This window comes from Cystobacter fuscus, from assembly GCF_044360685.1.
In the GTDB taxonomy this organism is placed as follows: Bacteria; Myxococcota; Myxococcia; order Myxococcales; family Myxococcaceae; genus Cystobacter; species Cystobacter fuscus_C.
In genome coordinates this window covers 7448470-7475469 of the sequence record NZ_CP043491.1, presented here as the reverse complement: position 1 = coordinate 7475469, position 27000 = coordinate 7448470, and the positions used below count along the sequence as shown (strand labels likewise).

At 67.2% G+C, this 27000-nt stretch carries 23 protein-coding genes; 12 read left to right on the top strand and 11 right to left on the bottom strand.

What is annotated here, in order from left to right; translation table 11 throughout:
- The first annotated feature begins 12 nt into the window (after nucleotides 1-12).
- Nucleotides 13-456, top strand: a complete 444-nt coding sequence (locus F0U63_RS30485) for a CHAP domain-containing protein (RefSeq protein ID WP_395835170.1) — start codon at nucleotides 13-15, stop codon at nucleotides 454-456.
- A gap of 279 nt (nucleotides 457-735) precedes the next feature.
- Complete coding sequence (locus tag F0U63_RS30480) at nucleotides 736-1452, top strand: DUF72 domain-containing protein (RefSeq protein ID WP_395835168.1); 717 nt, start codon at nucleotides 736-738, stop codon at nucleotides 1450-1452.
- A 776-nt stretch (nucleotides 1453-2228) separates the two neighbouring features.
- On the opposite strand, the gene F0U63_RS30475 is transcribed toward F0U63_RS30480, so the two are convergent.
- The 4 genes from F0U63_RS30475 to F0U63_RS30460 all read right to left on the bottom strand — a co-directional run bounded on the left by F0U63_RS30475 (nucleotide 2229) and on the right by F0U63_RS30460 (nucleotide 7830).
- Nucleotides 2229-4133, bottom strand: a complete 1905-nt coding sequence (locus F0U63_RS30475; RefSeq protein WP_395835166.1) for an FG-GAP-like repeat-containing protein — start codon at nucleotides 4131-4133, stop codon at nucleotides 2229-2231.
- A gap of 336 nt (nucleotides 4134-4469) precedes the next feature.
- Entirely contained in the window at nucleotides 4470-4958 is a 489-nt protein-coding gene (locus F0U63_RS30470) for a helix-turn-helix domain-containing protein (protein ID WP_395835164.1), read from the bottom strand.
- On the bottom strand, nucleotides 4903-6402 hold the full coding sequence (locus F0U63_RS30465; RefSeq protein ID WP_395835162.1) for an alanine/glycine:cation symporter family protein: 1500 nt from the start codon (nucleotides 6400-6402) through the stop codon (nucleotides 4903-4905). The genes F0U63_RS30470 and F0U63_RS30465 overlap by 56 nt, the downstream gene beginning before the upstream one ends.
- Nucleotides 6403-6615: 213 nt before the next feature.
- A complete protein-coding gene (locus F0U63_RS30460; RefSeq protein WP_395835160.1) occupies nucleotides 6616-7830 on the bottom strand; it encodes a YeeE/YedE thiosulfate transporter family protein in 1215 nt (404 codons plus the stop codon).
- Between the two features lie 150 nt (nucleotides 7831-7980).
- On the opposite strand from F0U63_RS30460, the gene F0U63_RS30455 reads away from it, so the two are divergent.
- The 4 genes from F0U63_RS30455 (at nucleotide 7981) to F0U63_RS30440 (ending at nucleotide 13894) form a co-directional block, all read left to right on the top strand.
- Nucleotides 7981-8901: a ribonuclease Z gene (locus F0U63_RS30455; protein WP_395835158.1), complete on the top strand. Its 921-nt coding sequence runs from the start codon at nucleotides 7981-7983 to the stop codon at nucleotides 8899-8901.
- 193 nt (nucleotides 8902-9094) lie between these two features.
- Nucleotides 9095-10522 carry a DUF4832 domain-containing protein gene (locus tag F0U63_RS30450; RefSeq protein ID WP_395835156.1) on the top strand — a complete coding sequence of 476 codons (1428 nt, stop codon included), beginning with the start codon at nucleotides 9095-9097 and terminating at the stop codon, nucleotides 10520-10522.
- Nucleotides 10523-10588: 66 nt separating this feature from the next.
- Nucleotides 10589-13237 carry a rifamycin-inactivating phosphotransferase gene (gene rph, locus F0U63_RS30445; RefSeq protein WP_395835154.1) on the top strand — a complete coding sequence of 883 codons (2649 nt, stop codon included), beginning with the start codon at nucleotides 10589-10591 and terminating at the stop codon, nucleotides 13235-13237.
- Between the two features lie 42 nt (nucleotides 13238-13279).
- Nucleotides 13280-13894 (top strand): hypothetical protein, encoded by a 615-nt coding sequence (locus F0U63_RS30440; RefSeq protein ID WP_395835152.1) that lies wholly within the window; start codon nucleotides 13280-13282, stop codon nucleotides 13892-13894.
- Between the two features lie 51 nt (nucleotides 13895-13945).
- On the opposite strand, the gene F0U63_RS30435 is transcribed toward F0U63_RS30440, so the two are convergent.
- Nucleotides 13946-15541 carry a kelch repeat-containing protein gene (locus tag F0U63_RS30435; RefSeq protein ID WP_395835150.1) on the bottom strand — a complete coding sequence of 532 codons (1596 nt, stop codon included), beginning with the start codon at nucleotides 15539-15541 and terminating at the stop codon, nucleotides 13946-13948.
- A 150-nt stretch (nucleotides 15542-15691) separates the two neighbouring features.
- Between F0U63_RS30435 and F0U63_RS30430 the strand changes: the two genes are divergently transcribed.
- Nucleotides 15692-16480, top strand: coding sequence for an acetoacetate decarboxylase family protein (locus tag F0U63_RS30430; RefSeq protein ID WP_395835148.1), 789 nt, complete (start codon nucleotides 15692-15694; stop codon nucleotides 16478-16480).
- Nucleotides 16481-16531: 51 nt separating this feature from the next.
- On the opposite strand, the gene F0U63_RS30425 is transcribed toward F0U63_RS30430, so the two are convergent.
- Entirely contained in the window at nucleotides 16532-17185 is a 654-nt protein-coding gene (locus F0U63_RS30425; RefSeq protein ID WP_395835146.1) for a glutathione S-transferase family protein, read from the bottom strand.
- Nucleotides 17186-17286: 101 nt separating this feature from the next.
- On the opposite strand from F0U63_RS30425, the gene F0U63_RS30420 reads away from it, so the two are divergent.
- Nucleotides 17287-18090 (top strand): helix-turn-helix transcriptional regulator, encoded by an 804-nt coding sequence (locus F0U63_RS30420; RefSeq protein ID WP_395835144.1) that lies wholly within the window; start codon nucleotides 17287-17289, stop codon nucleotides 18088-18090.
- A gap of 240 nt (nucleotides 18091-18330) precedes the next feature.
- Here the strand turns inward: F0U63_RS30420 and F0U63_RS30415 are convergent, their stop codons facing one another.
- Nucleotides 18331-18933, bottom strand: a complete 603-nt coding sequence (locus tag F0U63_RS30415; protein WP_395835142.1) for a hypothetical protein — start codon at nucleotides 18931-18933, stop codon at nucleotides 18331-18333.
- A gap of 183 nt (nucleotides 18934-19116) precedes the next feature.
- On the opposite strand from F0U63_RS30415, the gene solA reads away from it, so the two are divergent.
- From solA to F0U63_RS30400, 3 genes are all read left to right on the top strand, one after another.
- A complete protein-coding gene (solA, locus tag F0U63_RS30410) occupies nucleotides 19117-20238 on the top strand; it encodes an N-methyl-L-tryptophan oxidase (RefSeq protein WP_395835140.1) in 1122 nt (373 codons plus the stop codon).
- A 255-nt stretch (nucleotides 20239-20493) separates the two neighbouring features.
- Nucleotides 20494-21318 (top strand): TrmB family transcriptional regulator, encoded by an 825-nt coding sequence (locus F0U63_RS30405; protein WP_395835138.1) that lies wholly within the window; start codon nucleotides 20494-20496, stop codon nucleotides 21316-21318.
- 53 nt (nucleotides 21319-21371) lie between these two features.
- A complete protein-coding gene (locus tag F0U63_RS30400; RefSeq protein ID WP_395835136.1) occupies nucleotides 21372-21863 on the top strand; it encodes a GNAT family N-acetyltransferase in 492 nt (163 codons plus the stop codon).
- A gap of 68 nt (nucleotides 21864-21931) precedes the next feature.
- Here the strand turns inward: F0U63_RS30400 and F0U63_RS30395 are convergent, their stop codons facing one another.
- From F0U63_RS30395 to F0U63_RS30385, 3 genes are all read right to left on the bottom strand, one after another.
- Nucleotides 21932-23722 (bottom strand): carbohydrate-binding protein, encoded by a 1791-nt coding sequence (locus F0U63_RS30395; RefSeq protein WP_395835134.1) that lies wholly within the window; start codon nucleotides 23720-23722, stop codon nucleotides 21932-21934.
- 161 nt (nucleotides 23723-23883) lie between these two features.
- Nucleotides 23884-24465: a regulatory protein RecX gene (locus F0U63_RS30390; protein ID WP_395835132.1), complete on the bottom strand. Its 582-nt coding sequence runs from the start codon at nucleotides 24463-24465 to the stop codon at nucleotides 23884-23886.
- A 66-nt stretch (nucleotides 24466-24531) separates the two neighbouring features.
- On the bottom strand, nucleotides 24532-25314 hold the full coding sequence (locus tag F0U63_RS30385) for an N-acyl homoserine lactonase family protein (RefSeq protein ID WP_395835130.1): 783 nt from the start codon (nucleotides 25312-25314) through the stop codon (nucleotides 24532-24534).
- 198 nt (nucleotides 25315-25512) lie between these two features.
- Between F0U63_RS30385 and F0U63_RS30380 the strand changes: the two genes are divergently transcribed.
- Entirely contained in the window at nucleotides 25513-26328 is an 816-nt protein-coding gene (locus tag F0U63_RS30380) for an SDR family NAD(P)-dependent oxidoreductase (protein WP_395835128.1), read from the top strand.
- Nucleotides 26329-26371: 43 nt separating this feature from the next.
- Here the strand turns inward: F0U63_RS30380 and F0U63_RS30375 are convergent, their stop codons facing one another.
- Complete coding sequence (locus F0U63_RS30375; RefSeq protein WP_395835126.1) at nucleotides 26372-26923, bottom strand: TetR/AcrR family transcriptional regulator; 552 nt, start codon at nucleotides 26921-26923, stop codon at nucleotides 26372-26374.
- Between the last annotated feature and the right edge of the window lie 77 nt (nucleotides 26924-27000).

The following is a 27000-nucleotide window of genomic DNA, read 5'->3' as shown; positions in this document are numbered from 1 at the left end:
GGAGTCATATCCATGTTCCAATTCCCCACGCGCCTGCTCTCCCGTTCCCTGCTCACCGTCTCCATCGCCCTCGCGGGATGTGGTGGCACCGAGATGGACGAGATGGACGACGCGGAGCAAGTGTCCGACGCCCAGCAGGAGGACCTCGCCCAGGTTGAGTCCGCGGCCTGTGGCCACTGCAACAACTGCGTGCTGCACGCGCGGTGTCTGGCACCCCGTCTGCCCTACGGCCTCAACACCTGGAGCGACAAGGTTGCCATCATCAACAGCAGCACCGCCCGCAAGGGCTGCGTGGCGATGATCCCCTCCTCCCAGTCGGCCGGCCACGTGGCCTACGTGTCGAGCGTGAGCGGCAGCACCATCCGTCTGAACGAGGCGAACTGGAAGGCCGGCACTTGCTCCACTCGCTCCGGCACCAAGTCCAGCCTGAACATCCGCGGCTTCTGGTGCCCCTGAGCGTCCAGCGCTGAGAAAGTGTCAGACGATTTGTACCTGCTGCCCCTGAGCGCCGTCGCGGTGCAGGGGCAGGCTCCCTCTGGTGCTCTACCCGGCCTGAACACAGCACCGCGCCGATCCCCGCCCCTACCAGGGCCAGCGCCGACAAGCGCCACTGCCCCCCTGGTTGCAGCCACACCCCGGCGGCCAGCGCCACCACCGTCACCAACGCGCGGGCTCCACCCACGCGCAACGAGGGAGGCTTCCCTCCGCGCGGCGCCGTGGGCACCTTCTGGACCGATGGAAGGCCCCTCCACCCTCATCGGCTGTGCCGGATGGAGCCTCGCGAGCGCGGTCGCGGGGTTCTTCCCCGACGGGGGCAGCCACCTGGAGCGCTATGCCCAGGTGCTCCCCGCGGTGGAGATCAACTCGTCCTTCTACCGCTCGCACCGGCCGGCCACCTACGCGCGCTGGCGCGACAGCGTGCCCGCCGCCTTCCGCTTCGCGGTGAAGGTGCCCAAGGTCATCACCCACGAGCGTCGGTTATGCGACGCGGAGGAGCCTCTCGCGCGCTTCCTCGAGGAAGTGGGCCACCTGGACGAGAAGCTGGGCTGCCTCCTGGTGCAACTGCCGCCGAGCCTGCGTTTCGAGCGGGCGGTGGCCGGAGCCTTCTTCGAGGCGCTGCGTGCGCGCACGCGGGGGGATGTGGTGTGCGAGCCGCGCCACGAGACCTGGTGCTCGGAGGAGGCACAGCGGCTGCTCGCGGACGTGCGCGTGGGGATGGTGCGCGCCGACCCACAGGTGGTGCCCGAAGTGCCCGTACGGGGCGAGGTCGCGTACTACCGGCTGCATGGCTCTCCCAGAATCTATCATTCGGACTACTCCGAGCCGTACCTGGACGCGCTCGCCCGCGAGTTGTCGGCGCACCAGCGGGTGGGCCGGCGCACCTGGTGCATCTTCGACAACACGGCGAGCTTCGCGGCCGTGCCCAACGCGCTCTCGCTGCTGCGGCGCTAACGCGAAGAGGCGCCCGGAAGCCGCCCGGAGCGCGGGCCGTCACGTCGGACCATGCCAGGTTCACAGCCATTCGTATGCAAGGGTCAGTGGAGAACGCCACGTCGCGCGTTTCTCTCCTCCGAGGTCTCGATGCGTCCTCTCCGTCGACTCGCGGTCAGGCCTCAGCCGCTGATTGGCGAGAGTTGCAAGCTTTGGTCAGCGCTGGAGCGCTTCCGGCACCGGCCGGATGACTTCAGTGGCATCGTCTCTCACGTTCACGGCATGGATGGCGATGGGGACGGGGTGTTTAGAGACGTGGCGGGAAGGCGGAACCATCGACCGGGCGATGGCGAAGGACCTCTCGGAGGAGATGCACCGGCACGACTGCCACTTGAGTGAGGAGGAGTGGAAGAAGCGATGTCGAGTTCCCCCTGAGGAGTGGATGCAGTCCGGGTGCCCTCATGCGTGTCAGTTCAGGGCCGACCCGTGATGCGTTGGCGTATGCTCCTCGCCGTTCTGCCAGTCTCATCCATTGTGGTGAGGAGCACACGCCTGCCTGCCCCGAGGGCTTCGTCTGCCAGATGAGTTACTGCAGGAAGGCCTGTGACCCGGCCGTCCCCGAGGTCTGCGGCCCTCATTACAAATGTGACCGTTACTACGAGAAGTTCGCCTGGACGTGCGAGCCGGACATGTGAGGCGCGCGAGGGCAGCCCTCTACTCGTTGAGGATGTTCCAGGATGCGGGTGTCTAAATGGAGGAGGCAGGGCGGCGACGGCGGCCGCCCTGCCCGGGATGCACTAATGCGACGCGTTGAGGAGGACGCTGCCGCTACCGCCGGTGTAGTTCGCGGTGACGATGTCGCGCTTGCCGTCGCCGTTGAGGTCGCCCACCGCCATGTAGAAGGGGCCGGTGCCCACGGCGAAGTTGCTGGCGGACTGGAGCGTTCCGTCGCCGTTGCCAAGGAGCACGCCCACGGCGTTGGAGCCGTAGAGGGTCCCGGCGATGTCGGCTCGGCCGTCGCCGTTGAAGTCGGCGATCTTCAGATCGCCAGCACCGTTGGCCACGGGGTAGTCGATGGCGGACTGGAACGTGCCGTCGCCGTTGCCGATGAGCACGCTCACGAGCTTGTCGTTGAAGAGGCTGGCGGCGACGTCGGGCTTGCCGTCGCCGTTGAGATCGCCCACCGCCGCGGCCTGCACGAACCTGCCCCCCAGTGAGATGATGATCGTCACTGCCGGCTGGAACGTGCCGTCACCGTTGCCGAGCAGCACGCCCACGTTCCTGCCGTTGTAGTTGCCCGTGACGAGGTCGAGCTTGCCGTCGCCGTTGAGGTCGGCCGCGGCCACGGAGTTGGGAGTGCCAAGCATGAGATAGGTGACGGCAGACTGGAACGTGCCATCGCCGTTGCCGAGCAGGATGCTGACCGTGCTGCCGACGAAGTTGGCGGTGGCGATGTCGAGCTTGCCGTCGCCGTTGAAGTCCGCCACCGCCGCGCCGCTCGGGTCGAAGCTGTTCACGTTGTAGTTGGCGCGGCCCTGGAACGTGCCGTCACCATTGCCGAGCAGGATGCTGACGTAGTGCGTCGCGACGGTGCCGCCGCTCACGGCGAGGTCGGCGTTGCCATCGCCGTTGAAGTCGGCGATCTCCACGAACTTGGGGTTGCTGCCCACCGCGAACGTGCTGGCGGCCCCGAACGTGCCGTCGCCGTTGCCGAGCTGCACGCTCACGAGGTCGGAAGTGATGAGGGTGAAGGCGACGTCCGGCTTGCCGTCGTTGTTGACGTCGCCCACCGCCACGCCGAAGGGCCGGGTGCCGGCGGGGAAGTCCTGGTGGGTCTGGAAGTCGAGGACCGGCGCGCGGCAGGTGTAGCTGCTCGGGGTCTGGGAGCAGATTGTGCCGGTCGCGCAGAGGTTCGGAGCGCAGTGGCACTTGCCGGCCGTGCCGGCATCATAGATGCCGGCGATCTGCGCGGCCGTGAGCTCGGCACCCCAGACAGCCGGCTCGTCGATGAGGCCCGTGAAGAAGCGACCCGAGACCGTGTTCTCGCTGCCGATGGTTAGCGGCAAGGTGCTGTCGCCCAATGCGCTGTTGGGGGCGCTCGTGGAGGTCGCGTCGAGGACGCCGTTGATGTAGAGCTTCACCACGTTGGCGTTGCGGGTGGCGGCCACGTGCGTCCACGTGTTGGCGGGCAGCGTGGTGGTGCTCGAGAGCGTGAAGTTGGTGCCGTTGTTGAAACCGAAACCCAGCTTGCCGCCGCTGATGCCGAAGTTGTACCCGGTCCCGCCGTTCGCGCGGTTCTTGCTGACGATGATCTGCAGCGGGTTGACGTTGGTGGGGTTGATCCAGGCTTCGACCGTCAACGTGGTGGGGAAGGTCAGCGAGGGAGAGTCGGGGATCTTGATGTCATTGGCGCCGTTGAAGACGAAGGCCTGGCCGACCTTGCCGGAGGCGAAGGTGACCCCGCTGCCCAGCGTCCCGTTGAGCGCACCATACACGTCGTCGGCGTTGTCGGCGCCCGCCCAGAAGCCCGTGGGCTGGGGGTGGCCCCCGTAGCAGACGGGGGTCTCGAGGGGCTGCGCGACCCCGCCGATGGGGTCGTCGGTGCGGCTGTCGGTCGTGTCCAGCGTACGACTACAGCCGCCAGCGAGCAGCGCGACGGGCACGGCGAGGCCGAGTGTCGCAAGGAAGCGTACGTGTCTCATGCGGGTCTCCTTATTCGGCCGGGGAGAGCGTGGCGAAGTGGATCGCCATGCGGGCCGGCCCGAGCGGGTGGAAAGTAAAAGATTGCTGCTGACCACGGACTACGGGTTGCTCTCGCTTCACCCGTAGAGTGAGAAGTTATAGCCTTCATGGCAATTTCGACAAACACTACCTCGTGACCGCGGTCGGATTCCTGCCGATTTGGCACAATGACTGCGGTTTTCGCACAACGAAGGCTCGTGCATTTTCCGGCGCGAACCCATCACGTTCGACGTGGAGCCGGACGCGCGTCGGCGGCGACGAATGATCTGTGTATGAAATGAATGGAGCGGTGGGGCTCAGCAGGCTCTGGGGGAGCGCTTCGTCGTCGGCCCCGCGGGCCCGCGCGAGGCTGCGAGGGTATCCGACGGGCTCTCGTCGAAGAGCCTCTTGTATTCGACGCTGAATCGCCCGCCGGACACGAAGCCGAGCGAGGCCGCGACGCCGGCGACGGTCGTCCCCGGCGCGCCTGCGAGCAGCCTTTGTCGCGCAATCTCGAAGCGACGGCGGCGGAGGAACGCACCCGGCGGCATCCCCCGAGCCGCGATGAACGCAGCGCGAAGCGAGCGCTCCGGCACCCCGGCGGCAGCGACGATATCGGCCAGGGAGATGGGCTCGCGGAGCGGGGCGGCAGTCCGTTCCTCCCTGAGGTCGAGCAGTCCCTGCGCGCGAAGAAGGGCCTTTGACTGTACGTCGCGCGCGCCCGCTCCTGCGCCGCCGCCTGGCCTCGCGCTATTCGCGGTTCGCGGCGGCGCGGGCCGCGAGGTCCAGCGCGGGCTCTTCGACACCAGGCCGTTGTTCAGCCGGGCGCTTCCACAATCCAGCGTTCTTGATGCCGAGCTTGTCGGGGTCGAACACCGGCTCGAGCCCGGCCTCCCTCTGGGCCTCATAGTCCTTCAGCGCCACCAGCGCGGGCTTCTGGATGATGAGGATGGCGATGATGTTGAGCCAGGCCATGAGACCCACGCCGACGTCACCCAGATCCCAGGCAACTCCCGCGCTCTTCACCGAACCGTAGGCCACTGACGCCATCATGGTGATGCGCAACACCATGAACATCCATGGCCGGTGCGCCTGACGGTTGATGTAGGTGATGTTGGTCTCGGCCATGTAGTAATAGGCCACGATGGTGGTGAAGGCGAAGAACAGCAGCGCCAGCGCCACGAAGCTCGCACCGTAGCCGGGCAGTACCTGCTCGAAGGAAGCCTGCGCATAGGCGGGGCCCGCACCGACGCCAGGCAGGTTCTCCACGATCGCTTTGCCGCCCGGATCCACCACGTTGTACATGCCGGTCGACAGCAGCAGGAAGGCGGTCGCCGAGCACACGAAGAGCGTGTCGACGTAGACCGAGAACGCCTGTACGTAGCCCTGGCTGGCCGGGTGGGACACCTCGGCGGCCGCCGCCGGATGCGGGCCACTGCCCTGGCCGGCCTCGTTGGAGTACACGCCGCGCTTGACTCCCCACTCCACCGCCAGGCCCAGCACCGCACCGAACGCCGCCTCCATGCCGAAGGCGCTCTTGAAGATGAGCGCGATCATGCTGGGGATCTTGCCGGCGTTGAGGAACATGACCACCAGCGCCACCATGATGTAGGCGAGCGCCATGAACGGCACCACGACCTCGGCGAAGTGGGCAATGCGCTTGACGCCACCAAAAATGATGAACCCGAGCGCCACCACGAGGGCGGCTGCAGTGACGCTGGTTGGCACCTTCCAGGCGTTCTCGACCGCGGCGGCGATGCCGTTGGCCTGCACGCCGGGGAGCAACAGGCCCATGGCCACCACCGTGGCGACGGCGAAGAGCCACGCGTACCACCTCTGCCCCATGGCCTTCTCGATGTAGTAGGCCGGGCCGCCGCGGTACTGGCCCTTCTCGTCGACCTCCTTGTAGATCTGTGCCAGCGTCGACTCGACGTAGGCGGTGGAGGCGCCGAGGAAGGCCGTCATCCACATCCAGAAGACGGCGCCAGGGCCACCGAAGGTGATGGCGGTGGCCACGCCCGCGATGTTGCCGGTGCCCACGCGGCCAGCCAGTGCCATGGTGAGCGCCTGAAACGACGACACGCCGGCCTGCGACTTCTGGCTCTTGAACATCAGCCGCATCATCTCGCCCAGACCACGCACCTGCATGAATCGGGTACGGAGCGAGAAGTACAGCCCCACGCCCAGGCACAGGTAGATCAGCGGACGGCTCCAGACGATGTCGTTGAGCTGTCGGATGAGGTCGGTCATGCGTGCTCCTCTTTCGGGATGGCGGCCGGTGGCGAAGCCGACGGGCGCCGGACCCTAACCCAGGGGAGCGTCGAGAAGGCTGAGAAGGTGTCAGACGATTTGTGCCTGAGGCGGAGGGTCGGGCCGTGCTCGCTCCTGGATGGAGCCTCTGCTCGATTCCACGTCGCGGAGTGATGAGGGCCGCTTCTGACTCGAGGAAGCGCCCCTGAAGTTCTACCCGGCCTGAGCACTGACGGGCTCGGGCCTCGCGCGCCCCCAACTCCGGCGGCCACCGGGGTCTAGACCGAAGAGTGGCCGCAATTGGATGCCCATCCAGCTGCCCGCCAAGGCCAGCGCCGCCCAAGCCCAACCCGACAGGCTGCCCACGGAGATGGCGCTGAAATAAGCACCGATGTTGCAGCCATTGGACAACCGCGCGCCGAAGCCCATGGCCACGCCGCCCAGGAGCGCGCCGGCCCAGGCGCGAAGATCTCCGCCCCAACGCGGGCGGAACACGCCGGACCCCGCGGCGGCCAGGGTCGCCCCCAGCAGGATCGCCACGTCCATGATGCTGGTGATGTCCAGCGAGGTCGCGCGATCCAACTGCGTATTGAAGCCAGGACGCCGCCAGTACGCCCACGAATGGGCATCGATGCCGGCGGCGGTGAACAGCTTCGAACCCCAGAGCGCGAAGGCGGACGTCTCGCCCCAGGGCTTGCCCGCCAGCAGCAGCGTGAGGGCGTTCAACAGCGCCAGGGCCAGTCCGCCCGCCACGAGCAGCCGGGAGGGCGCCTTGACGCCACGACCCAGACGCCAGATCAACCCCAGCACGGCCAGTTGCAGGACGAGCGCCGGGCCGAAGCCGATCAGCCCCTGCAGCGTCACGCCGGGCAGGGTGGGCAGTGACCACCAGAACCCCATGCTCCAGGCGCCGAGCGCCGAACCCAGCACGAACCCCAGCAAGGTGCCGAGCAGCCTGGCGTTGCCGCCGCCCAGCGAATACAGCGTGCCCGACGCGCAGCCTCCGCCCACCTGCATGCCGGCCCCGAACAGCAGCGCGCCGACGGCGAAGCCGATGCCCACCGGCGTCGCGTCCCCGCGCATCGCCTGACCGAAGAGGTGACCCTGGGCCAGCATCGGCAGCATCAGCAGACTGGCCAACGCCAGCATGGCGGCATGAGCCCGGAAGCCGCTGGCATCCCGTTCCTGGATCAGCGCGCGGAAGGCGCCAGCGAAGCCGAAGCTGGTGCGCAGCAGCACCGCGCCGATCCCCGCCCCCACCAGGGCCAGCGCCGACAAGCGCCACTGCCCCCCTGGTTGCAGCCACACCCCGGCGGCCAGCACCACCAGGGCGACGATGCAAGTGGCGGAGATGAGTCGATTGAGCCCGAGCCCCGTGGACACCACGGGCTGGGCAGGCAAGGCGGGGCGACGAAGTGATGAGAGCATGGGCGGGTCCCGGCGAACGGAGCGGCGATACTGCCATGTGGGACGGCAGTGAGCACGGGGTCCCGAGTGGACTGGGCTATAAGTCAGGAGTGGGGACGAGGCGCCGTCCGGTCGGAGCCCACCAGTCGCGCCACGCGCGGGAGACACGTCATGTCCAATCGGGAGCTCATCGTCCTCGGGACCGCCAGCCAGGTGCCGACGCGTCACCGCAACCACAACGCCTACTTCCTGCGCTGGGAGGACGAGGGAATCCTCTTCGATCCGGGAGAGGGCACACAGCGGCAGATGCTGCACGCGGGGCTCTCGGCGAGCCATGTGACGCGCATCTGCATCACCCACTTCCATGGAGACCATGCGCTCGGGCTGCCCGGCATCATCCAGCGCCTCTCATTGGACACGGTGTCCCACTGCGTCGAGGTCTACTACCCGGCCTCGGGGCAGGCCTACTTCGAGCGGCTGCGGCACGCGACCATCTTCGCGGACAAGGCGACCATCGCGCCCAGGCCCATCACGGAGGATGGCCGGCTCGTGGAGACGAAGGGCTTCACGCTCTCGGCGGCGCGGCTGGAGCACTCGGTGGACACCTTCGGCTTCCGGCTGGAGGAGCACGCGCGCGTGCAGCTCATCGCGAGCCGGCTCCAGGAGCACGGGCTGTCGGGGCCCATCGTCGGGGAGCTCCAGCGCAAGGGAGTGGTGGAGGTGGGAGGCCGCACCGTGCGCCTGGAGGACGTGGGCGAGAAGCGCGAGGGACAGGCGTTCGCGTTCATCATGGACACGCGCCCGTGCGCGAACGCGGCGCGGCTGGCGGAGGGCGTGGACCTGCTGGTGTGCGAGTCGACGTACCTCGAGAGCGAGCACCAGGAAGCGCACGACCACTTCCACATGACGGCGAAGCAGGCGGCGGAGCTGGCGCGGGACGCGAAGGTGCGGCGGCTCGCGCTCGCGCACTTCTCGCAGCGCTACGAGGACACGGACGCGTTCGTGCGGGAGGCGCGGACGGTGGTGGAGGACGTGGTGGCGGTACGGGACCTGGACCACGTCGAGGTGCCGAAGCGCGTCCGGGTGTCCTGAGCCACCGCCCGGGCCCTCCGCCCATGTTCGCATCGCTCGAGTTCTTTGACACCCTCTCGCTCGAGGGCGAGCCCTTCCGCCAGGGGATGGTGGCCCTCATGACGCAGATAAGGTTTTTCACTGGAATTCAAGTAATAGCTGGAAGCATAATCTTCCTCGAACCCCCGTCGCCACCTGCTTCGAGGAGAACGACATGTCGCTGCCCCCGCTGCGCGCCCTCGCGCTCACGCTTCCACTGGCTCTCACCGCCGCCACTTCCGCCCCCGCGGCCTCGGGCGCATGGGAAAGCCAGACCTACAACGGAAATGCACCAGGACTCGAGTCCAATCCCCTCAAGGGCTTCGTTCCGTTCGGAGCGGCCACCAATGGCTTCCCGTACAGCATGGAGTGGTATTATCTGCCATTGAATTCACTGATGACGGGAGGCAACTCTTCGTCGGGAACCTACTCGTATAACTGGGCCGGGCTCGACAGTGCGATGGCCGCGGCGGCCAGCCGGGGCAATCAGATCGCCTTTCGCATCTACCTCGACTACCCGGGCCAGGCCGTGGCCACGCCCCAGTTCCTCATCAACGAGGGCCTGCCCATGCGGTCCTACTCGGACTATGGGAACTCGAGCAGCAAGGCGCCGGATTGGAATAACGGCAATCTGATCAAGGCGCTGGAAGCCTTCATCGGCGCGCTCGGCCAACACATCGACGGGGATGCGCGGGTCGCCTACGTGACGGCGGGCCTGTATGGGTACTGGGGCGAGTGGCACACCTATCCGCAGGACTCGGACACGTCCGATGGCAAGCCGAACTGGGAGATGTCCCAGGCGAACAAGGATCGGCTGCTGGCTCGGTACAAGTCCGCCTTCACCCGGACTCACGTGCTGGTGCGCGACCCATTGGCCAGCCAGACCTACAAGAATGACTTCGGCTACCACGATGACTCGTTCGCCTATGAGACGCTGCCAGGCGTGAGCTGGCACTTCTGGCCCAAGATGCAGAGCGCCGGCCTCACGGAGAACTGGCGCAGCCGGCCCATGGGGGGAGAGCAGCGGCCGGAGATGCAGCCCACGATGTGGAACAGCTGGCCCAACCCGGTGGAGTACTACTACGGCACGCCCACCGAGAACGAAGAGACCGCGATCAAGACCACGCATGCCACGTGGCTGCTCAACAACTGGATGTTCAACAACACCCTGAGCTCCACGCAGAGGAACAATGCCCTCCGGGCGCAGAAGCTGCTGGGATACGAGCTGTTCGTCTCCTCCGTCCGGCTGCCCAATCCCACGAAATCCACCCCTCTGTCCGTGGACATCAACCTCGAGAACCGGGGAGTGGCTCCCTTCTATTATGACTGGAAGTTGGAGTTCGTCGTCTTGAACGCGTCCAACACCTGGCTGAAGACCCTGGGGACGACCCAGGTGAACCTGCCCGGGATCCAGCCTGGAAGCGCGGCCTCCACGAAGAGCTTCAGTGCGACCCACGGGCTGAGCGCGGGCACCGGCTACAAGCTGCTCATGCGGGTCGTGAATCCGCTGACCAATGGCAAGTCCGTCAGCTTCGCCAATGCGAAGCAGGGCCAGGACTGGGGGGGCTGGTTGACGCTGGGCTCCTTCGACGTGACGAACTGACGACGGGAGCCGGAACTCGGGACCCCCACCCGAATGCGCCCCTCGTGACCTGGAGCCGGGCCTATAGTGGATCTCTTCGATGAGGGAGGTGAAGGGATGCATGCTTACGTGCTCGGTTTCCAGGAGGTCGACCGCACCCAAATCATGGTTGTCGGGGGGAAAGGGGCGAGCCTGGGGGAGCTTTCCAGGTTGGAAGGGATCCACGTGCCGGATGGCTTCTGCGTTTCGACCGAAGCCTTCAAGCGGATCCTGGGAGAAGCGCCGGCGCTGGGCGAATGGCTCGATCGGTTGTCACGTCTGAAGGCGGAAGATCGGGATGGAATCCGGGAGCTCAGCGCGGAGATCCGCACGCTCATCGAAGGGATGGCCATCCCTGAAGACGTGCAGGAAGCGATCACCCGCATCCTTTCCAGGCTCGGCGAGCAAGCTGCCTATGCCGTCCGGTCCAGCGCGACAGCGGAGGATTTGCCGACGGCTTCCTTCGCGGGCCAGCAGGACACGTACCTGAACGTCATCGGGAAGCCGGCGATCCTGGCGCACGTCAGCCGGTGCTGGGCGTCGCTCTTCACCGAGCGGGCGGTCATCTACCGCCTTCGACACGGCTTCGACCACCGCAAGGTCCACATGGCGGTGGTGGTGCAGAAGATGGTCGCCCCACAGGCGGCCGGAACCTTGTTCACGGCCGATCCAGTGACCTCGAACCGGAAGGTGTCATCCATCGAGGCTGGCTTCGGCCTCGGTGAGGCCTTGGTCTCCGGCCTGGTGAACGCCGATGGCTACAAGGTGCGCAACGGCCAGGTCACCGAGAAGACGGTCGCCACCAAGAAACTGGCGACCTGGGCCTTGGCGGATGGCGGTACGCAGGAACGGGTGCTCGAGCCCGAGCGGCAGAACAGCCCCGTGCTGACGGATGAGCAGATCGTGCGGCTCGAGCGCCTGGGCCGGCGGATCGAAGGGCATTTCGGTCATCCCCAGGACATCGAATGGTGCCTGGCCGACGACGCGTTCTACATCGTCCAGAGCCGGCCCATCACGACCCTGTACCCCATCCCGGATGTGGGGGATCGAGGCAACCACGTCTTCATCTCCGTCGGCCATCAACAAATGATGACCGACCCGATGAAGCCCTTGGGGCTGTCCTTGTGGCAGTTGACCGCCGCTCGTCCCATGTATGCGGCGGGTGGGCGGTTGTTCGTCGATGTCATGAAGGAGCTGGCTTCACCGGCCAGCCGGGGCGTCCTGATGGATGCCCTGGGCCGAGCCGATCCGCTCCTCAAGGACGCCCTCATGACCCTCATCGAGCGGGGCGATTTCATCGAACCGTCGCCCGCGGCTCCACCAGCACCGGGTCCCGCTCAAGGCAAGCCAGGTATGTCGCCCGGGGGTTCCCACCCGCCCATCGACGACGATCCGGCGATCGTCGCCGAGTTGATCGCGAGCAGCCAGACGTCGATCGAAGCGCTGAAGCGGAACATCCAAACGAAATCCGGAGTGGAATTACTGGATTTCATCCTGGAAGACGTTCAGCACTTGAAGAAGAGCTTGTTTGAACCGCGGAGCGTCAGCGTGATCATGGCCGCCATGAACGCTTCGTCTTGGATCAACGAGAAGATGATGGCGTGGTTGGGCGAGAAGAACGCCGCGGACACGCTTTCTCAGTCCGTGCCGAACAACATCACCTCGGAAATGGGGCTGGCGCTCCTGGACGTCGCGGACGCGATCCGGCCTCATCCGGAGGTGATCGAATACCTGAAAAATGCCAGGGATGAAGGCTTCTTGGAGGGTCTGACCCGGTTGGAGGGTGGACAGGCAGCCCACGACGCCCTCTCCGCCTACCTCGACAAATTCGGCATGCGATGCGTCGGGGAAATCGATGTGACGAGGACGCGTTGGCGCGAAAAACCCACGACCCTCGTTCCCTTGCTCCTCGGCAACATCAAGACCTTCGAGCCCGGGGCCGGCAGCCGGAAGTTCGAGCAGGGACGGCAGGAGGCCTTGAAGAAGGAGCAGGAACTCCTGGCGCGATTGAAGCAATCGCCGGATGGGGAGCAAAAAGCCGGAGAAGCGCAACGGATGATCCGTCGGCTCCGGAACTTCATCGGCTACCGTGAATACCCGAAATACGGCATCGTCAATCGATACTTCCTCTACAAGCAGGCCTTGCTGAAGGAAGCCGATCAGCTCGTGCGGGCCCACGTGCTCCATGAAAAGGAAGATATCGGCTATCTCACCTTGCAGGAGCTTCGCGAAGTCATGCGCACGAACCAGCTGGATGGCCAGCTCGTCAGCCGGCGAAAGGACGAACACGAACGATACCGGAAGCTGACGCCACCGCGGGTCATCACGTCCGAGGGTGAGATCGTCGCAGGTGCGTACAAACGAGCGGATCTCCCCGCCGGAGCCCTCGTCGGTCTAGCGGTCTCCTCGGGCGTGGTGGAGGGACGAGCCCGCGTCCTCCTGGACATGGCGGACGCCAACCTGGCAGAGGGGGATATCCTGGTCACCTCCTTCACGGACCCGAGCTGGACGCCCTTGTTCGTGTCCATCAAGGGACTGGTGACCGAGGTGGGGGGACTGATGACCCATGGCGCGGTGATCGCCCGGGAATACGGTCTGCCGGCTGTCGTCGGCGTGGAGCAGGCGACCAGGCTGATCCAGGATGGGCAACGCATCCGCGTGCATGGAACGGAAGGGTACGTCGAGATCCTGCCCTAGCATCCCGTTGGCCGGGGCGTAAACGATTTGTTATCAAGCCGCATGTCACGAGAGCCCCAACCGTACACACACCTCCCCGGCGCGCGGTTTCAACCCCTGGCAACCGCGCTTGGCCTCGAGCGTTACAATCTGCTCGAGGTCAGCGACGATTCGGTCAACTACGAGGATCTCTTCGGCGGCAACGAGGTCGCCTTTGTGGTCCACGAGGGCACGCTCAAGCTGAGCGGACCGACCTACGTTGGCAATGTGGACCCGATGGTGTGCGTCATCGAAGGCGACCTGATCGTCGATGGGCCGCTGGTCATCCGCGACCTCGATCTCTACGTGCCGCTGTGGATCAAAGGCTCGCTGAGCGCGCGTGATCTGTTGCTCAGCGCCGACGCCCAGGTGTTCATCGAGGGCGACCTCGAGCTGACCGGCAACCTCATCACGGATGGCACGGACGCGACCCACCTGGTCGTCCACGGCGAGGCGCGGGTCGGCGCCTGGCTGCGGCCAGGTCACCGCGGTGCGATCTATCTCCCGGCATCGGTGCCCGACCCGATCGAAGGCGATACCCTGGCAGCGCGGCTCGCCACCACGCTCGTCTCGCACGCAAACCGCTCCCTCACCTTGTGCGAGCACGTGCTGGCGGGCCAGCCGCTGCTGCGCGACTGACGCGCGCGTGACCCATTCGAGAAGGCGGCGTTGGGCCCGCTCGCGGTCATGTCATGATGGCTTTGGCCGCGTCCCACGAGCTGGGCGCCGCCTGTGCGCGAGTCCCGCGAGAACGGCCAGACACAGCCCCAGGCCCGAGGGATCCGCGCCCGCCGCGGCACACGGGCCTCCGCGCTCCTCGGGCTGCGGCGGCGCGGGCTGGACTTCTATGCTCACCGTGGCGACCTCGGACTCGAGCAGGCCGTCGGACACCTTGAACCGCAGGGTGTCCGTTCCGACGAAGTCGCTGGTAGGCGTGTAGGTGAGCACTGGAGGCGTCCCCGCGAGCGTGCCGTGCTGGGGAGGCTCGACCAACGTGTACGTCAGCGAGTCCCCGTCGGGATCGCCCGCCTCCAGTCTCACCTCGAGGCGCGAGCCCTGCCTCGTCTGGAGCGCCTGCGTAGAGGCCGCGGGGCCTCGCTCGGCGTAGAGCTCCGCGGGGGCCACGTCGTCCGTGTGGTACCCGCCGGCGACGAGCACCACGCCCGAGTCGAGCCGCACCGCCACGGCCTCACTCCGGCGCAACGCGGCCTGCGGCCCCTGTGTCCACTTGCCGGTCTCCGGGTGGTAGAGCGCCGTCTCCGACAGGACCTGGCAGGAGTTCGTGGTGTCCGAGTCGGACCTGCACGAGTTCCCGCCCGCCACCAGCACCTTGCCCGAGGGGAGCAGGGTGGCGGTGTGCGCGTCCCGCGAGCGCGCGAGCGGCTCGCCCGTGCTCCAGGTCCCACTCGCCGGGTCGTACAACTCCGTGCTGGCGAGGGACACTTTGTTCTTCCCGCCCACGACGAGCACCTTCCCGGAGTCCAGCAGCGTCACCGAGTAGTCGTACTCGCGGTAGACCGAGAGCCCTCCTGTCGGCGTCCACCTGTCCGCGTCGGGGTCGTAGAGTTCGGCCGACGTGGATGCCGCGTCGCCAGGAGCCGCGCCACCGATGACGAGCACCTTGCCTGTCTTGAGCAGCGTCGCAACCGGACGCCACCGCGCGGTCGCCATGCTGGCGGCCGCTGTCCAGACACCGGTCCGCGGGTCGTAGAGTTCGGCGCTCGCGAGCCGCACGGATGACGAGAGTTTGGTCATCCCGCCGACGACGAGCACCTTTCCGGAGGGGAGCCGCACCGCGGTATGCCCAAGCCGCGGCGTGAGGAGGCTGTCCGTCGGGCTCCAGGTGCCGCTCACCGGGTCATACAACTCGGCGCTGGCCACGGCGGTAAAGGAGGGTGGAGGTCCGCCACCCGCGACCAGAACGCGCCCGTCGGGCAGCAGGCTCACCGAAGGGAGCGCGCGCGCCGTGGCGAGGCTCCCGGTCGGGCTCCAGGTGCCCGTGGCCGGGTCATACAGCGCCGCGGTGGTTGAGTACGTCTCCAACAACCCGCCCACGACGAGCACCTTCCCAGAAGGGAGCAAGACCGCGCTGGGCGCCAGACGCCGCGCGAAACTGCCCGTGGTCGACCAACCCGGAGGAGCCGCGAGCGAAGAGCGGAGAGCGGACGACTCGCCCGCCTCATCGAGCGAAGGCGTCGCGGAAGGACTGCCACACCCTGGCAGCAGTGCAACGAACAGGACGAGCAGCGGCATGGTGGAGCGCATGCGCGGACCATAGCGCGGCACTTCGATGCCTCCACAATGCGCCTGCGATGCACACGGCCCCGCACTGTCTGCTCATGTGGGAACGCCTGCCCCCATGACTCACGAGGTCAGCGGCCGCACGAAGTCCAGATCTGGCCCGACCGTCGACGGTGATCGCGCTATGAAGACACGATGAGTCCAGCACGAGGAGAAGGTGTGGGGTTTGTCGGCGACTGGTCCACGCGAATCGTCACCCTCGCCCTGCCGCGTCCGAGCGTGGAGCGGATGCTCGCCCGCGAGCCGCGCCTGGGGCGTGATCTGGAGTTGCTGCCCCAAGGACTGACTCCCGAGGGGAGCCACCCCGTGCTGTTCTCATTCGGCACGCTCCACCGGTCGCGCATGAGCTGGTCTTCCGCGTCCGCCTCCTCCCTGACGTACGAGGAGATGGCCGTGGTGGTGCCCTTCGTGGCCTCGCGGCGGCGGTCGGCGCGCACGGGCACGCCGCTCCCGCGGGTGTATCTGCCCCGGCTGTTCCTCAATGCCTCCATGCCCACGGTGGGGGGCTGGCTGTGCTGGGGCTTCAACAAGGTCCTGGCGCGCATCGGCGACACCCAGGAGGATCCGGGGCGCTATGACGTCCGCTCGCTCGTGGCCGGAACGCCCCTGCTCTCCTTGCAGTGGGAGGCACCCGCGGAGCCCTACCATCCCGTCTCCGAGGTGCCTTCCTTCCAGGCCATGCGGGAGATCCACGAGCAGTCCCTGCTCGGCACGGTGGGTCCGCTGCTGACGTCCGCGCCGTGGACGAAGGATTGGAGCCAGGGCACCGTTCGCGGCCTGTCGGCGGAGTTGCGGCTCTCCGCTCCGTTCGTCCCCGGACTCGAGCCGGGACACCACACCTGTGCGCCGTTGGGACCGGACCACGTCCTGGGTGCCTACCAATTGCGCGTCCCCTTCGTGCTCTCCCTGCCCCGGCTGGAGTGACCGGGGCTCGTTCGTTTCCAACGGGAAGCGGGTTGGGGTGAGGGCATGGGCTTATTCCGGGACGGCCCCCAATACCGGCGTCAAATCCGGCTCGGCCTTCTGCATCGCCCGACGATAAGCCGGCCGCGCGCCGATGCGTTGCAGATAGGCCAGGATGTTCGGCCAGGGCGAGAGATCATACGGCTTGAACAGCCGCATCGTGGTCAACGAGAACACGGTCATGATGTCCGCCGCGGTCAACTCTTCGCCGGCCAGATAGGGCGCCTCCCCCAGCCGCTTCTCCAAGGTCGAGAAGATCAGCTTGAACCGGTCCTTGGCCGTCTGTAGCGGCGCGTTCTTGTCCGAAGGATCGACGCGCTCCAGACTCCTCACCTGCAAGACGACCGGTTGCAGCGTCCCGTTGGCGAAGTGGAACCAGTAGAGATAGTCGGTGAAACCAGGTTCGCCGCGCTTCACGGCGAGCCGGCCATTGCCATGGGTCTGGATCAAATACTCGCAGATCGCCCCGGATTCCCCGAGGACGAGGTCGCCGTCGGTGAGGATCGGCGCCGTGCCCATCGGATGAAGCGCTTTGTACTCCGGCGGGGCCATTCGGTTGTCGGCCCGGCGCTGATAGCGTTTCAGCTCATAGTCGAGCCCGAGCTCCTCACAGAGCCAGACGATCCGCTCCGATTGTGAACGTCCGAGATGATGCAGCGTCAGCATACGAACTCCGTTCTGAACTCCCTTGCCCGACGCATTGTCGTGGTCATGAGCGAACTGTAGGCTGCACGAGTCAGTTGGAAAAGGCGTGCCCGCATACCGGTATGGCGACTACCACCCTCCCCGAATTTCTCCGTGCTCACCGCGAGCGGCTTCACCCCGAATCGACCGAGCGGCGTCGCACTCCCGGACTTCGTCGCGAGGAAGTCGCGGCGCGCGCCGGCGTGAGCGTCACCTGGTACACGTGGCTCGAACAAGGTCGCGGCGGCGTGCCGTCCGACGACGTGCTCGAACGCCTCGCTCGCGCACTCGAACTCGACGACACGAATCGCGAGATGCTGTTCCTGCTCGCTCACGATCGCCCGCCACCGCGCCGCCACACGCCGCCCGCCGAGGTCACGCCGGCGTTGCAGCGCGTGCTCGACAACCTGCACGTGCCCGCGTTCGTGAAGACGCCGACGTTTCAGATCGTCGCGTGGAATCGCGCCGCCGTGGCGGTGATTGGCGATTACGCCGCGATTCCCGAGCGCGACCGCAACATGCTGCGCCGGGTCTTTCATCCCGAAGCCGCCACGTTCCTGCCGCATGCCGATGACATGCGGCGCACGTGCCTCGCCGCGTTTCGCGTCGACATCGCGCGTGCGGGAGCCTCGGAAGAAGCTGCCGCGCTCGTCGACGAGTTGATGGAGACGAGCGCGGACTTTCGCCGGCTGTGGGCCGAGAATGAGCTGCGCACGCACGGTGTGAGGTACAGGCGACTCGTCCGGCCGGATGTCGGCGAGCTCGTGTTCGAGACGTCGGTGTTTTCCGTCGACGACAGCGACGGCCTCAGCATGTTTGTCCTCTCACCGGCGGATGACGTTTCCGCGCGTGGGGTCGAACAGCTGCTCCGCGAGCTTGCCGGGTAGCGGCCTCACACCGGCTTGAGCTCCAGCCTCGAGCACAAGCTGGGCTGGAGCAGTGCCTCGCGCTTCTGCCTCCAGACGGCGCGCGGGGTGGGCTACCGCCTGGTGGAGGTTGCTGAGCTTGGGGAGCTTCTCGTACTTGACGCCGGCTTTCGAGGTGTACGAAGCGGACGGGACCGCCACGGCGCCAGCGCCGCCGCCGGCCTCAGTGAGCTGCCCCTGGACGAGTGCCTCCGCGGGGCCTCAGCGCTGGTTCGCCGCCTTCCATGCCTCCAGCGCCTCGAGGTTGTCTCCCGCCCGGGCGATGGCGAACTGGTAGATGTCCCAACTGGTGACCTTCACCCCATGGTAGTGGGCTCGCGCGCGCGCTTCGGTCTTCAGCCGGAGGATCAGATCGCGATCGCAGGTGGCGAGCTGCGCGCGGAGCGCGGCCTCACGTGCCCGCCGCACGGCGTGGTCGGCCGGTGCCCAGCCCCACAGGTCGATCTTCCAGGGATTGCCGACGAAGTCCTTGAAGTGGAGACCCCAGTAGAGGCCGGCGCCGAGTGGATGCGGATCCACATAGTCGTTGACGTAGTCGGCCTTGTGGAGTCCGAGCCCGATGCCGTGGAACCGCCGGGCGAGTATTCCTCCCAGGGCCATCCATTCCGGCCAGCGTTCGGCTTCGACCGCGAGGTGGATGTCGATGTCGCGCCAGACCATCAGGTCGTACCCGGTGCTGCCCGTCACGCTCGGCTCGCCAAAGGTGTCGCGCAGCAGGGGAAGGAGGCCGGTGTCCGAGAGCAAGGCGTGCGCTTCCTCCCTCAGGGCTCTGGCGGTCTTCGCCCGTTGCTCGGCGGTATCCATACGAGTCTCTTCCCTGAAGAAACGAACCAAGGGCATCGCTTCCGTTTCCGTTCGTGGATGCCTACTCCAGAACCCTGCTATCGTCAGCCTCCCACGCTGGCCGACGGGCGGACGCTCAGTGCTCGCGCGGCCAGAGAGGTCAACTCCTCCCGCGAGGCCCCGAGCCAGGGCAGGATGCCCGGTATGGCACGGATCGCCGTACTGGGAGCGGGTGGAGTGGGCAGCGCGGTGGCGCGGTTCCTCGCTCGCGAGGGACACGCCGTCACCGTCGTGGAGCAGTTCTCGCCCGACCATGATCAGGGCAGCTCGTATGGCTCCTCGCGCATCATCCGCAAGACGTACCCGGATGGCTTCTACACGTCGCTGATGGGCGAGGCCTACCCGCTCTGGGCGGAGCTGGAGCGCGAGGCGGGGGAGCAGCTCTTCGCGCGCACGGGTGGCCTGTTCTTCGCCCCGGTGGGGCACCCGGACCTGACCGCCATCCACCAGGCGCTCGTGGACAACCAGGTTCCCTTCGAGGAATTGGACCCCGTCGCGTGCACGCGGAAGTTCCCCGGCTTCCGGCTGAGGGAAGGGGAGGCGGGGGTGTTCGAGCCCGAGGCGGGCTTCCTCCGGGCCTCCGCGTGCGTGCGCGCGCAGCTCCGCCTCGCGTCGGCGCATGGGGCTCGGGTGCTCGCGGGCACGCGGGTGGAGGCCCTCGAGTCCCGGACGGAGAGCGTCGCCCTCGTGCTCGCGGGGGGCGAGGTGCTCGAGTTCGATCGGGTGGTGGTCTGCGCGGGGCCGTGGACGGCCCGCCTGCTGGCGAGGGTGGTGCCACTGCCGTTCACGGTGACGCGGCAGGTGTACTGCCACTTCGAGCCGACGGAGCCGCTCGAGCGGTTCAGCGCGGAGCGCTTCCCGGTGTGGATCGACTTCGGCACGAACTTCTACGGCTTCCCTCACGACGAACACCTGCCCGGCGTGAAGGTGGCGCTGCACGAGCCGGGCTCGCCCACCGAGCCCCACCGGGTGGACCGGGAGATCCACGAGTCGGACCGCGAGCCCCTGCGCCGGGCCTGCGCGGAGCACCTGCCCGGGTTGTCGCCGCGCGTGGCGTTCGAGAAGGTGTGCCTCTACACGATGACGCCGGACCACGACTTCGTGGTGGACAGGCTGCCCGGAGAGCCCCGGGTGACGGTGGTGGGGGGACTGAGCGGGCACGGCTTCAAGTTCACCGTGCTGCTCGGCCGGATCGCGGCCTGGATGGCCACGGACCAGCGGGTGCCCTGGGAGCTGTCGCGCTTCGCCCTGGCCCGCTTCGCGTGAGCCCTCGGGTGGGATGGGACTACGGCGTCTTCTTCTCGGGCATGGGCGCGGGCGAGGGTTTGCTCGCCGAGGTCGCATCCACGCTGACGAGCTGCCGCCACTGACGCACGCGCGGGCTCCCTCTGCCTGGGCGCAGCCCGGGGGGCTTGTGCCGCCCACGTTGACACCACTGCCCAGTGGTGTTACTTATATTGACACCACTGAGCAGTGGTGCCGAGCCGGGAGAGTCGGCGACAACGTCCGGGAGCGACCGCGGTGAAAACAGGGACAGAGGTGGAGGCTTCGAGCACGGACCTGGCGAGTCTCGGGCTCAACGCCTACGAGAGCGGCGTCTACCTCGCGTTGCTCTCCCGGAGCGGTCAGGGCTCCACGGAACTCGCCGAGCGGGCGCGGGTGCCGCGGCAGCGCATCTACGACGTGCTCCGCTCGCTGGAGGCCAAGGGCCTGTGCGTCGCGCGTGACACCACCCCGCGCACGTTCTTCCCCACGGATCCCGCGACGGCCCTGCCCGCGCTCAGCGCGAAGCGAGCCATGGAGCTCGAGCGCGAGCGCGAGCGGACGGCCGCGGTGGCCCTGGAACTGGCGGCGCAGCTCGGCCCGCTCTTCCAATCGGGGAAGGGGGAGAACGATCCGCTGCAGTACGTCGAGGCCCTGGCCGACCCCGCGCGCATCGCCGCGCAGGCCTTCGCGCTCGCGAGCGCGGCGAAGCACCACGTCCACGCGCTCATCAAGCGCCCCCTCATCCTCTCCTCGGAGCAGAACCGCCGCTTCCTGGAGGTCCCGCTCGAGCGAGGCGTGCGCTACCGCGCGCTCTATGAGCGAGAGGCCCTGGACGATCCGGAGCTGCGCGAGTGGATGGGCTCTCTGAGCAAGAAGGGGCAGCGGATCCGGGTCGTCCACACCCTGCCGGTGAAGATGCAAGTCTTTGACGACGAGGTCGCGCTGCTGTCGATGCAGGACCCGGTGGGTGGCCCGCCCAGCTTCACCGCCGTCGCCCTGCGCCACCGGGGCGCCGTCGCCCTGCTGAACCTCGCCTTCGAGCGGCTCTGGGAAGAGGGCACCCCCTACGAGGACCTATGAGCACCCCCATGGGAGATGAGCACATGACAACCGAGCACGTTAGTACCGCGTACATGGGACCCGAGTACATTGAAGGCTATCGACCGGGTCTCCTGGGCAGGATCGCCGAGTTGCACGGCATCTACTACGCCAAGGTCTGGGGCTCGGGCGTCGAGTTCGAGGGAATGATGGCGCAGGAGCTGCACGAGTTCCTCGCGCACTACCAGGTTGGCCGCGACCTCCTGTTGACGGCCCACGTCGACGGCCGGTTCGTCGGTTCCATCGCCGTCGCGGGCTCGAAGACGGATCAACCGGGGGCGCGCTTGCGCTGGGTCATCGTCGAGGAGGCGTACCACGGCCGGGGCATCGGCAAGGAGCTCCTGCGGCGCGCACTGGAGTTCTGCCGCACCACGGGCTACTCGCGCGTCTATCTCTGGACGGTCGAGGGGCTGCCGCAGTCGCTCGGGCTGTACCTGAACGCGGGCTTCCGTATCGTCGACCGCTTCCCCGACGACCGCTACAGCGTGCCGCGCGTGAACCTGCTGCTGGATCGCGACCTGCCCTGAATGCCGGGCCCAGGGAGGAGAGCTGGCGTCGCCGGGTGGGGTTGCCCGGCGAGCCTGGGTGGAGGGCCTCAGGGAGCGGGCCGGTAGCCCTGGAGGACGGAGGCGTCCGCGGGGTTGAAGGCGTCCGCGGGGGTTCCCGTCCAATCGGCGCGGGGGGCCCGGAGCGGCACCGGGGTCGCGGCCGCCCCGTCACAGATCCGGCTGTTGACCCACTCCAGGGTGGTGCCGCCCTCCTTGGTGGCCACGCTTCCACAGGCCGTGGCGTCCGAGGCGATGGAGTTCACGATCTTCACGCGCGCCGCGGGGGTGGCGTTGTTCTCGAGCAGGATCTCACTGCCCGCGTTCGCGTAGAACGTGGAGTCGTACACCTCCACGTAGCCCTGGGACCACAGGCCCGCGGTCGAGTAGCTGTCGTGCTTCTGGGCGTACGCGCTCAGCACGTTGTTCAACGTCGTGGGCTGGGCGCTGTCATTCCAGAGGCGGAAGTTGCGCTTGTTGCGCAGCGCCACGCAGTTCTCGTAGTAGGCCGCCTGGGACTTGTCATCCCAGCCGCCGTCGGTGTTGTCGAGCGCGGCCGAGTTCAAGAAGGAGATGCCGAAGGCCGAGCGCTCCAACGAGAAGCCGTCCCCGTTCTGGTAGTCACCCGCGGTCGCGGTCGTGAACGTGTTGTTCCGGGCGGTGACGCGGTTGAACACCACGTCATGAGAGGGCAGGGTGGGATCCGTGGGATTCTCGATGGAGACGCCGAAGGGGTAGGCCTCCGTCGGCCAGGTGGCGTCTCCCAGCGTGGCATCCGCGACGAAGTCCTCCACGAGCAGGCCGGACACGTCCTCGATGAAGCGGATTCCCCGCTTGGTGTACTTCCGGGCGTCGGATCGCGACACCTTCGAATCCGAGACGTGGCTCAAGGCGAGACCTTCTCGCACCTGGCTCAGGTGCAGCTCGCTGAGCTGGAGGTGGGACGAGGTGTCGGCCCGGACGCCGTAGTAGTAGTTCTCGGCGCTCAGCCGCTCGATGTCCCAGTAGTGCGCGCCCGTGAACCGCAGGAACGCATAGCTCTTGCCGGAGGCGCCCGGATTGGCCGGATTCCACAGCCCCTTGAAGACGGGCAGCCCCTGACCCAGGTCCACGCCCACCACCTTCTTGTGCAGCGTGTCCGTTCCGCTCGTCGTGAGCGAGAAGGAGAAGGGCGTACTGCTCTGGTAGACGCCTCCCGCCACGTACAGCGTGTCCCCGGGCTGCAGCGTCTGGTTCAGGGTGGTCTGGAGCTGCTCCGCCGAGAACGCCTGGCTCCAGCTGGATCCGTCCTTGGCACCAGCACCCGAGCGGCTCAGGTAGAAGGCCCGGCCGGCGAGCCGCGCCGAGCTGAGCTGCCTCACGTAGAGGTCTCCTCCGGCGAACGTCAGGCGCAGCACGTGTGTGCCCTGGGGGATGTCGACGGGCACCGGCACCTTGTAGCTCTGGAAGGTCCCGTGGCCGCCCGTGGCCGGAAGGGTGACGGGGACTTCGTTCGCACCATCCCAACCGATGCGGACCTCTCCCGTGCCGCTCGGGAGCGAGTAGGAGAGGGCGAACTCGTAGCGTCCGCCCTGCGCCACGTTGACCGTGTACTCCAGCCATTCACCCGGAGAGGCGCGGACCTCGTAGGTGCCCGAGCCCCGGATGCCGATGTCCACCGCCTCGTCCGGCCGGTAATACGTATAGGAATTGACCGCGTCGGAGTCGTGATAGGCCACGCCTTCTCCGCCCTGGTCGAAGTCCTGGGCCTTGATCACTCCTGGAATGCCATTGGCTCCAAACGGCGTCTGGCTCTGCGCGGCGCTCGTCGCCCCGGACAGACACAGACACAGCGCAAGCAAGCGGGGGCGGGCCCCCGGATGAACGCTCCTCGAGATGAATGGCATGGAAGACCCTTTTACACTCCGTGAAATCCAGGAACTCCGTGACAGAAGTTCGTTCCCGTATTAAGCGGAGTACCATGGCTTCTGGCTGAAGGGGAATCTTCTTATACAGACGTCATCTAGAACGGAGGGGGTGGCTCGTCCGCCGAGCTATCGATGATCTTCTTCGCCAGGGCGAAGGAGAAGCCCGCGCGGGCCATGGCGGCGAGGTCCCGCTGCCGGTTGTCCGGCCGGGTCTTCAGGTCGCGCCGGAAGGGCCCCAGCCGTTTCTTGCGCGCCCAGATGCGCGCGGCCTCTTCCTCGGACACCTCCGCGGAGGCCTCGGCCACCTTCTGCTCGACGACCTCCTTGGCCACGCCCTTGAGCTTGAGCTTCTGGGCGATCACCCGGGCGCTGCGGCCCGAGGCGCGCAGCGAATGGGCCTTCGTCTCCGCGTAGGCCTGGTCGTTGACGAGCCCGTTGCGCACGAGCTTCTCCACGAGCGCGTTCACCCAACCGAGCGCCTCGGTGCGCTCGCCGCCGTGGAAGCGCAGGGATCTGTCCACCCTGCGCATGAGCACGGTCTTGAGCTGGCTCACCGTCGCCGAGTACCGCTTGAGGTAGTGCAGCGCGGCGTTCTCCAGGTAGCGCGGAGACACCTTCCGGGGCTGCTTCTTCTTCCCCTGGAGCTGGCCCCGCTCTCTTCCCGTCGACTCATCCATGAGGGGGATGTAACACCCCGGTCCGACCCTGGGTATGGCTCGTTCGCCCGGCGTCCTGGCGTGCGGCTACTCGTAGAAGTCCGGGGCCCTGGGGCGTGGGTGCACGTCGTTGGGGTCATGGAAGAGGACGAGGTCGCCCCCCGTGGCATCGCGAAGCGCCTTGAGCTTGCGGATGGAGGCGATGCCCTGCGCGGGGTCCGGACATTCTCCCGGAGCCAGCTCCTGCTCGAAGTTCTCCCGCAGGTCCCCCGCGTCGGCGACGAGGAGCTTGGTGCCACCGCGGGGTAGCTCGACGAGCAGGGATTGATGCCCCGGCATGTGGCCGGCGGTCAGGATGCCGCGCACGCCGGGCATCAGCTCCCAGTCCCCGTCGACGAGCCGCCACTCCCTTCCGGGCAGCCGCAGATCATCGTCGAACACGGCCGGGTTCCCATGCGCCCCCATGGCGTGCTCGTACTCGAGCCGCTGCATGTAGAGGGCGGCGCGGGTGAAGTGTTTGACGTGGCCGGTGTGGTCGTAGTGGGTGTGGCTGAGAATGACGGCGTGGACGTCCTCCGGTGCGACACCCAGGCGCGCGAGCTGCGGCAGCAGCTCATGTTCCGGCAGGACGATGGGGGCCGCCACCGCGCCCGGTGAACTCAGGAATCGCCGTTCGCGCTGGAGCGGATCCTTCAAACGCGAGGAATCAATCCCCGCATCGAAGAGCACCCATCCGCGCGCCGTCTCCAGGAGATAGGCACAGACCGGCTCGCACATGAGGAGCGAGGGATTCGCCCCCCGCACGGAGACCGATTTCGGGAGGATCTCGTAGCCGCACAGCAGGATGTAGAGTCGGCGGACGTCGGTCATCGGCCTCTTGCCCCGGGGTTCTCATCAAGGGTTGACCTCCGGGCACGCGGGCACAAGCGGGGGCCTTCCCGAGGCAAAGCAGACGGCCGGTCAAACGCTCCCGAGCCCCCGCCCCCTTGGGTGCTCTCGCTTGTCCGCGCCTGTCGGTGACCCAACATTGAGCGCGCTGCATGACACCCTGACAACGGAGAGAAGGCCATGGCCAAAGTCGACAAGGCGGGGACTCGTCCCCTGGCGGTCGTGACGGGTGCCTCGAGCGGGATTGGTTACGAACTCGCCAGGCAGTTCGCCCAGAATGGATTTGATCTGCTGGTCGCCTCGCAGGGGGCGGGCATCGAGGAGGCCGCTCGGGAGTTCGAGCGCCTGGGTGCCCGGGTGTGGAGCGTGCAGGTGGACCTCGCCCAGTACGAGGGCGTGGAGACGCTGTACACGCGGATCCAGGAAGTAGGCCGTCCGGTGGAGGCGATCGCCATCAACGCCGGAGTGGGGGTGGGCGGTGACTTCGTCCGGGACACGGACCTGAAGGCGGAGCTCAACCTCATCAACCTCAACATCACGTCCTCGGTGCACCTGGCCAAGCGCGTGCTCAAGGACATGGTGGCGCGGGGCGCGGGCCGCGTCCTGTTCACCTCGTCCATCGCCGCCGTCATGCCGGGACCCTTCGAGGCCGTGTATGCCGCCTCCAAGTCCTTCCTGCTGTCGTTCTCCGAGTCCCTGCGCAACGAGCTCAAGGACACCGGTGTGACGATCACCGCGCTCATGCCAGGCCCGACCGAAACCAACTTCTTCCACCGCGCGGACATGGATGACACGCGCGTTGGCACGGAGAAGAAGGACAGCGCGGAGCTCGTCGCGCGTCAGGGCTTCGAGGCCCTGATGGCGGGCGAGGACAAGGTGGTCGCGGGCTCGGTGAAGAACAAGGCGATGGCCGCGGTGGCCTCGGTGCTGCCTCAGCCCGCCTCGGCGCAGCTCCACCGGGGCCTGTCGGAGCCGGGCTCGGGCCGCCGGCACTGAGCCCCCGAAGAGGGACGCTGACGGGGAGCGAGCCGGGTGGAGCCTATCGGCTCGCTTCCGTCAGGGTCTTCCACGTCTTCATGGCGAGCCGGGCCATGGCCTGCAGGTCCTCTCGAGTCGCACCATCACGGGCCTGGATGGACATCGCCTGCTGGACGCCCGCGTAGAACCGGGCGATGGGCAGCGGCTCCACGTTCCGTGAAAGCTCCCCCTCGGCCACGGCTCGCTTGAGGCGCTCATGGATGCGCTGGAGGGTATGGGCGCGTTGCTCCACGAGGAGCGCCTTCAGTCCGGCATGTCCCTCATCCCCCACGGAGGCGAGCGTCACCATGCATCCCAGGGGTTTGTCGGGCCTGGGCAGGGCCTCGGCGGAGCAGAGCAGCAAGGACTCGATCGCGTCGCGCGCGGTCGGCGCCTCGGAGAACCCGCCCCAGACCAGGGGACCATGTGCCTCCTGGTACTGCCGGATGGCCGCCTCATAGAGGGCTTCCTTGCTACCGAACGCCGCATAGAGGCTGGGGGAGTTGATGCCCATGGCGGCGCACAGCTCCGCGATGGACGTCGCGGTGAAGCCCTTGCGCCAGAACAACTCCATCGCGGCGCACAGTGCCGCCTCCCGGTCGAACTCTCTTGGGCGGCCACGCTTGGGCGCCCTCTTCTCTTTTTCTGTAG

Excerpts from the sequence above, each read along its gene's own strand:
- F0U63_RS30485 (WP_395835170.1), top strand. The coding sequence starts at position 13 with ATGTTCCAATTCCCCACGCGCCTGCTCTCCCGTTCCCTGCTCACCGTC.
- F0U63_RS30480 (WP_395835168.1), top strand. The coding sequence starts at position 736 with ATGGAAGGCCCCTCCACCCTCATCGGCTGTGCCGGATGGAGCCTCGCG.
- F0U63_RS30475 (WP_395835166.1), bottom strand. The coding sequence starts at position 4,133 with ATGAGACACGTACGCTTCCTTGCGACACTCGGCCTCGCCGTGCCCGTC.
- F0U63_RS30465 (WP_395835162.1), bottom strand. The coding sequence starts at position 6,402 with ATGACCGACCTCATCCGACAGCTCAACGACATCGTCTGGAGCCGTCCG.
- F0U63_RS30460 (WP_395835160.1), bottom strand. The coding sequence starts at position 7,830 with ATGCTCTCATCACTTCGTCGCCCCGCCTTGCCTGCCCAGCCCGTGGTG.
- F0U63_RS30455 (WP_395835158.1), top strand. The coding sequence starts at position 7,981 with ATGTCCAATCGGGAGCTCATCGTCCTCGGGACCGCCAGCCAGGTGCCG.
- F0U63_RS30450 (WP_395835156.1), top strand. The coding sequence starts at position 9,095 with ATGTCGCTGCCCCCGCTGCGCGCCCTCGCGCTCACGCTTCCACTGGCT.
- F0U63_RS30440 (WP_395835152.1), top strand. The coding sequence starts at position 13,280 with ATGTCACGAGAGCCCCAACCGTACACACACCTCCCCGGCGCGCGGTTT.
- F0U63_RS30430 (WP_395835148.1), top strand. The coding sequence starts at position 15,692 with ATGAGTCCAGCACGAGGAGAAGGTGTGGGGTTTGTCGGCGACTGGTCC.
- F0U63_RS30425 (WP_395835146.1), bottom strand. The coding sequence starts at position 17,185 with ATGCTGACGCTGCATCATCTCGGACGTTCACAATCGGAGCGGATCGTC.
- F0U63_RS30420 (WP_395835144.1), top strand. The coding sequence starts at position 17,287 with ATGGCGACTACCACCCTCCCCGAATTTCTCCGTGCTCACCGCGAGCGG.
- F0U63_RS30415 (WP_395835142.1), bottom strand. The coding sequence starts at position 18,933 with ATGGATACCGCCGAGCAACGGGCGAAGACCGCCAGAGCCCTGAGGGAG.
- solA (WP_395835140.1), top strand. The coding sequence starts at position 19,117 with ATGGCACGGATCGCCGTACTGGGAGCGGGTGGAGTGGGCAGCGCGGTG.
- F0U63_RS30400 (WP_395835136.1), top strand. The coding sequence starts at position 21,372 with ATGGGACCCGAGTACATTGAAGGCTATCGACCGGGTCTCCTGGGCAGG.
- F0U63_RS30390 (WP_395835132.1), bottom strand. The coding sequence starts at position 24,465 with ATGGATGAGTCGACGGGAAGAGAGCGGGGCCAGCTCCAGGGGAAGAAG.
- F0U63_RS30385 (WP_395835130.1), bottom strand. The coding sequence starts at position 25,314 with ATGACCGACGTCCGCCGACTCTACATCCTGCTGTGCGGCTACGAGATC.
- F0U63_RS30380 (WP_395835128.1), top strand. The coding sequence starts at position 25,513 with ATGGCCAAAGTCGACAAGGCGGGGACTCGTCCCCTGGCGGTCGTGACG.
- F0U63_RS30375 (WP_395835126.1), bottom strand. The coding sequence starts at position 26,923 with ATGGAGTTGTTCTGGCGCAAGGGCTTCACCGCGACGTCCATCGCGGAG.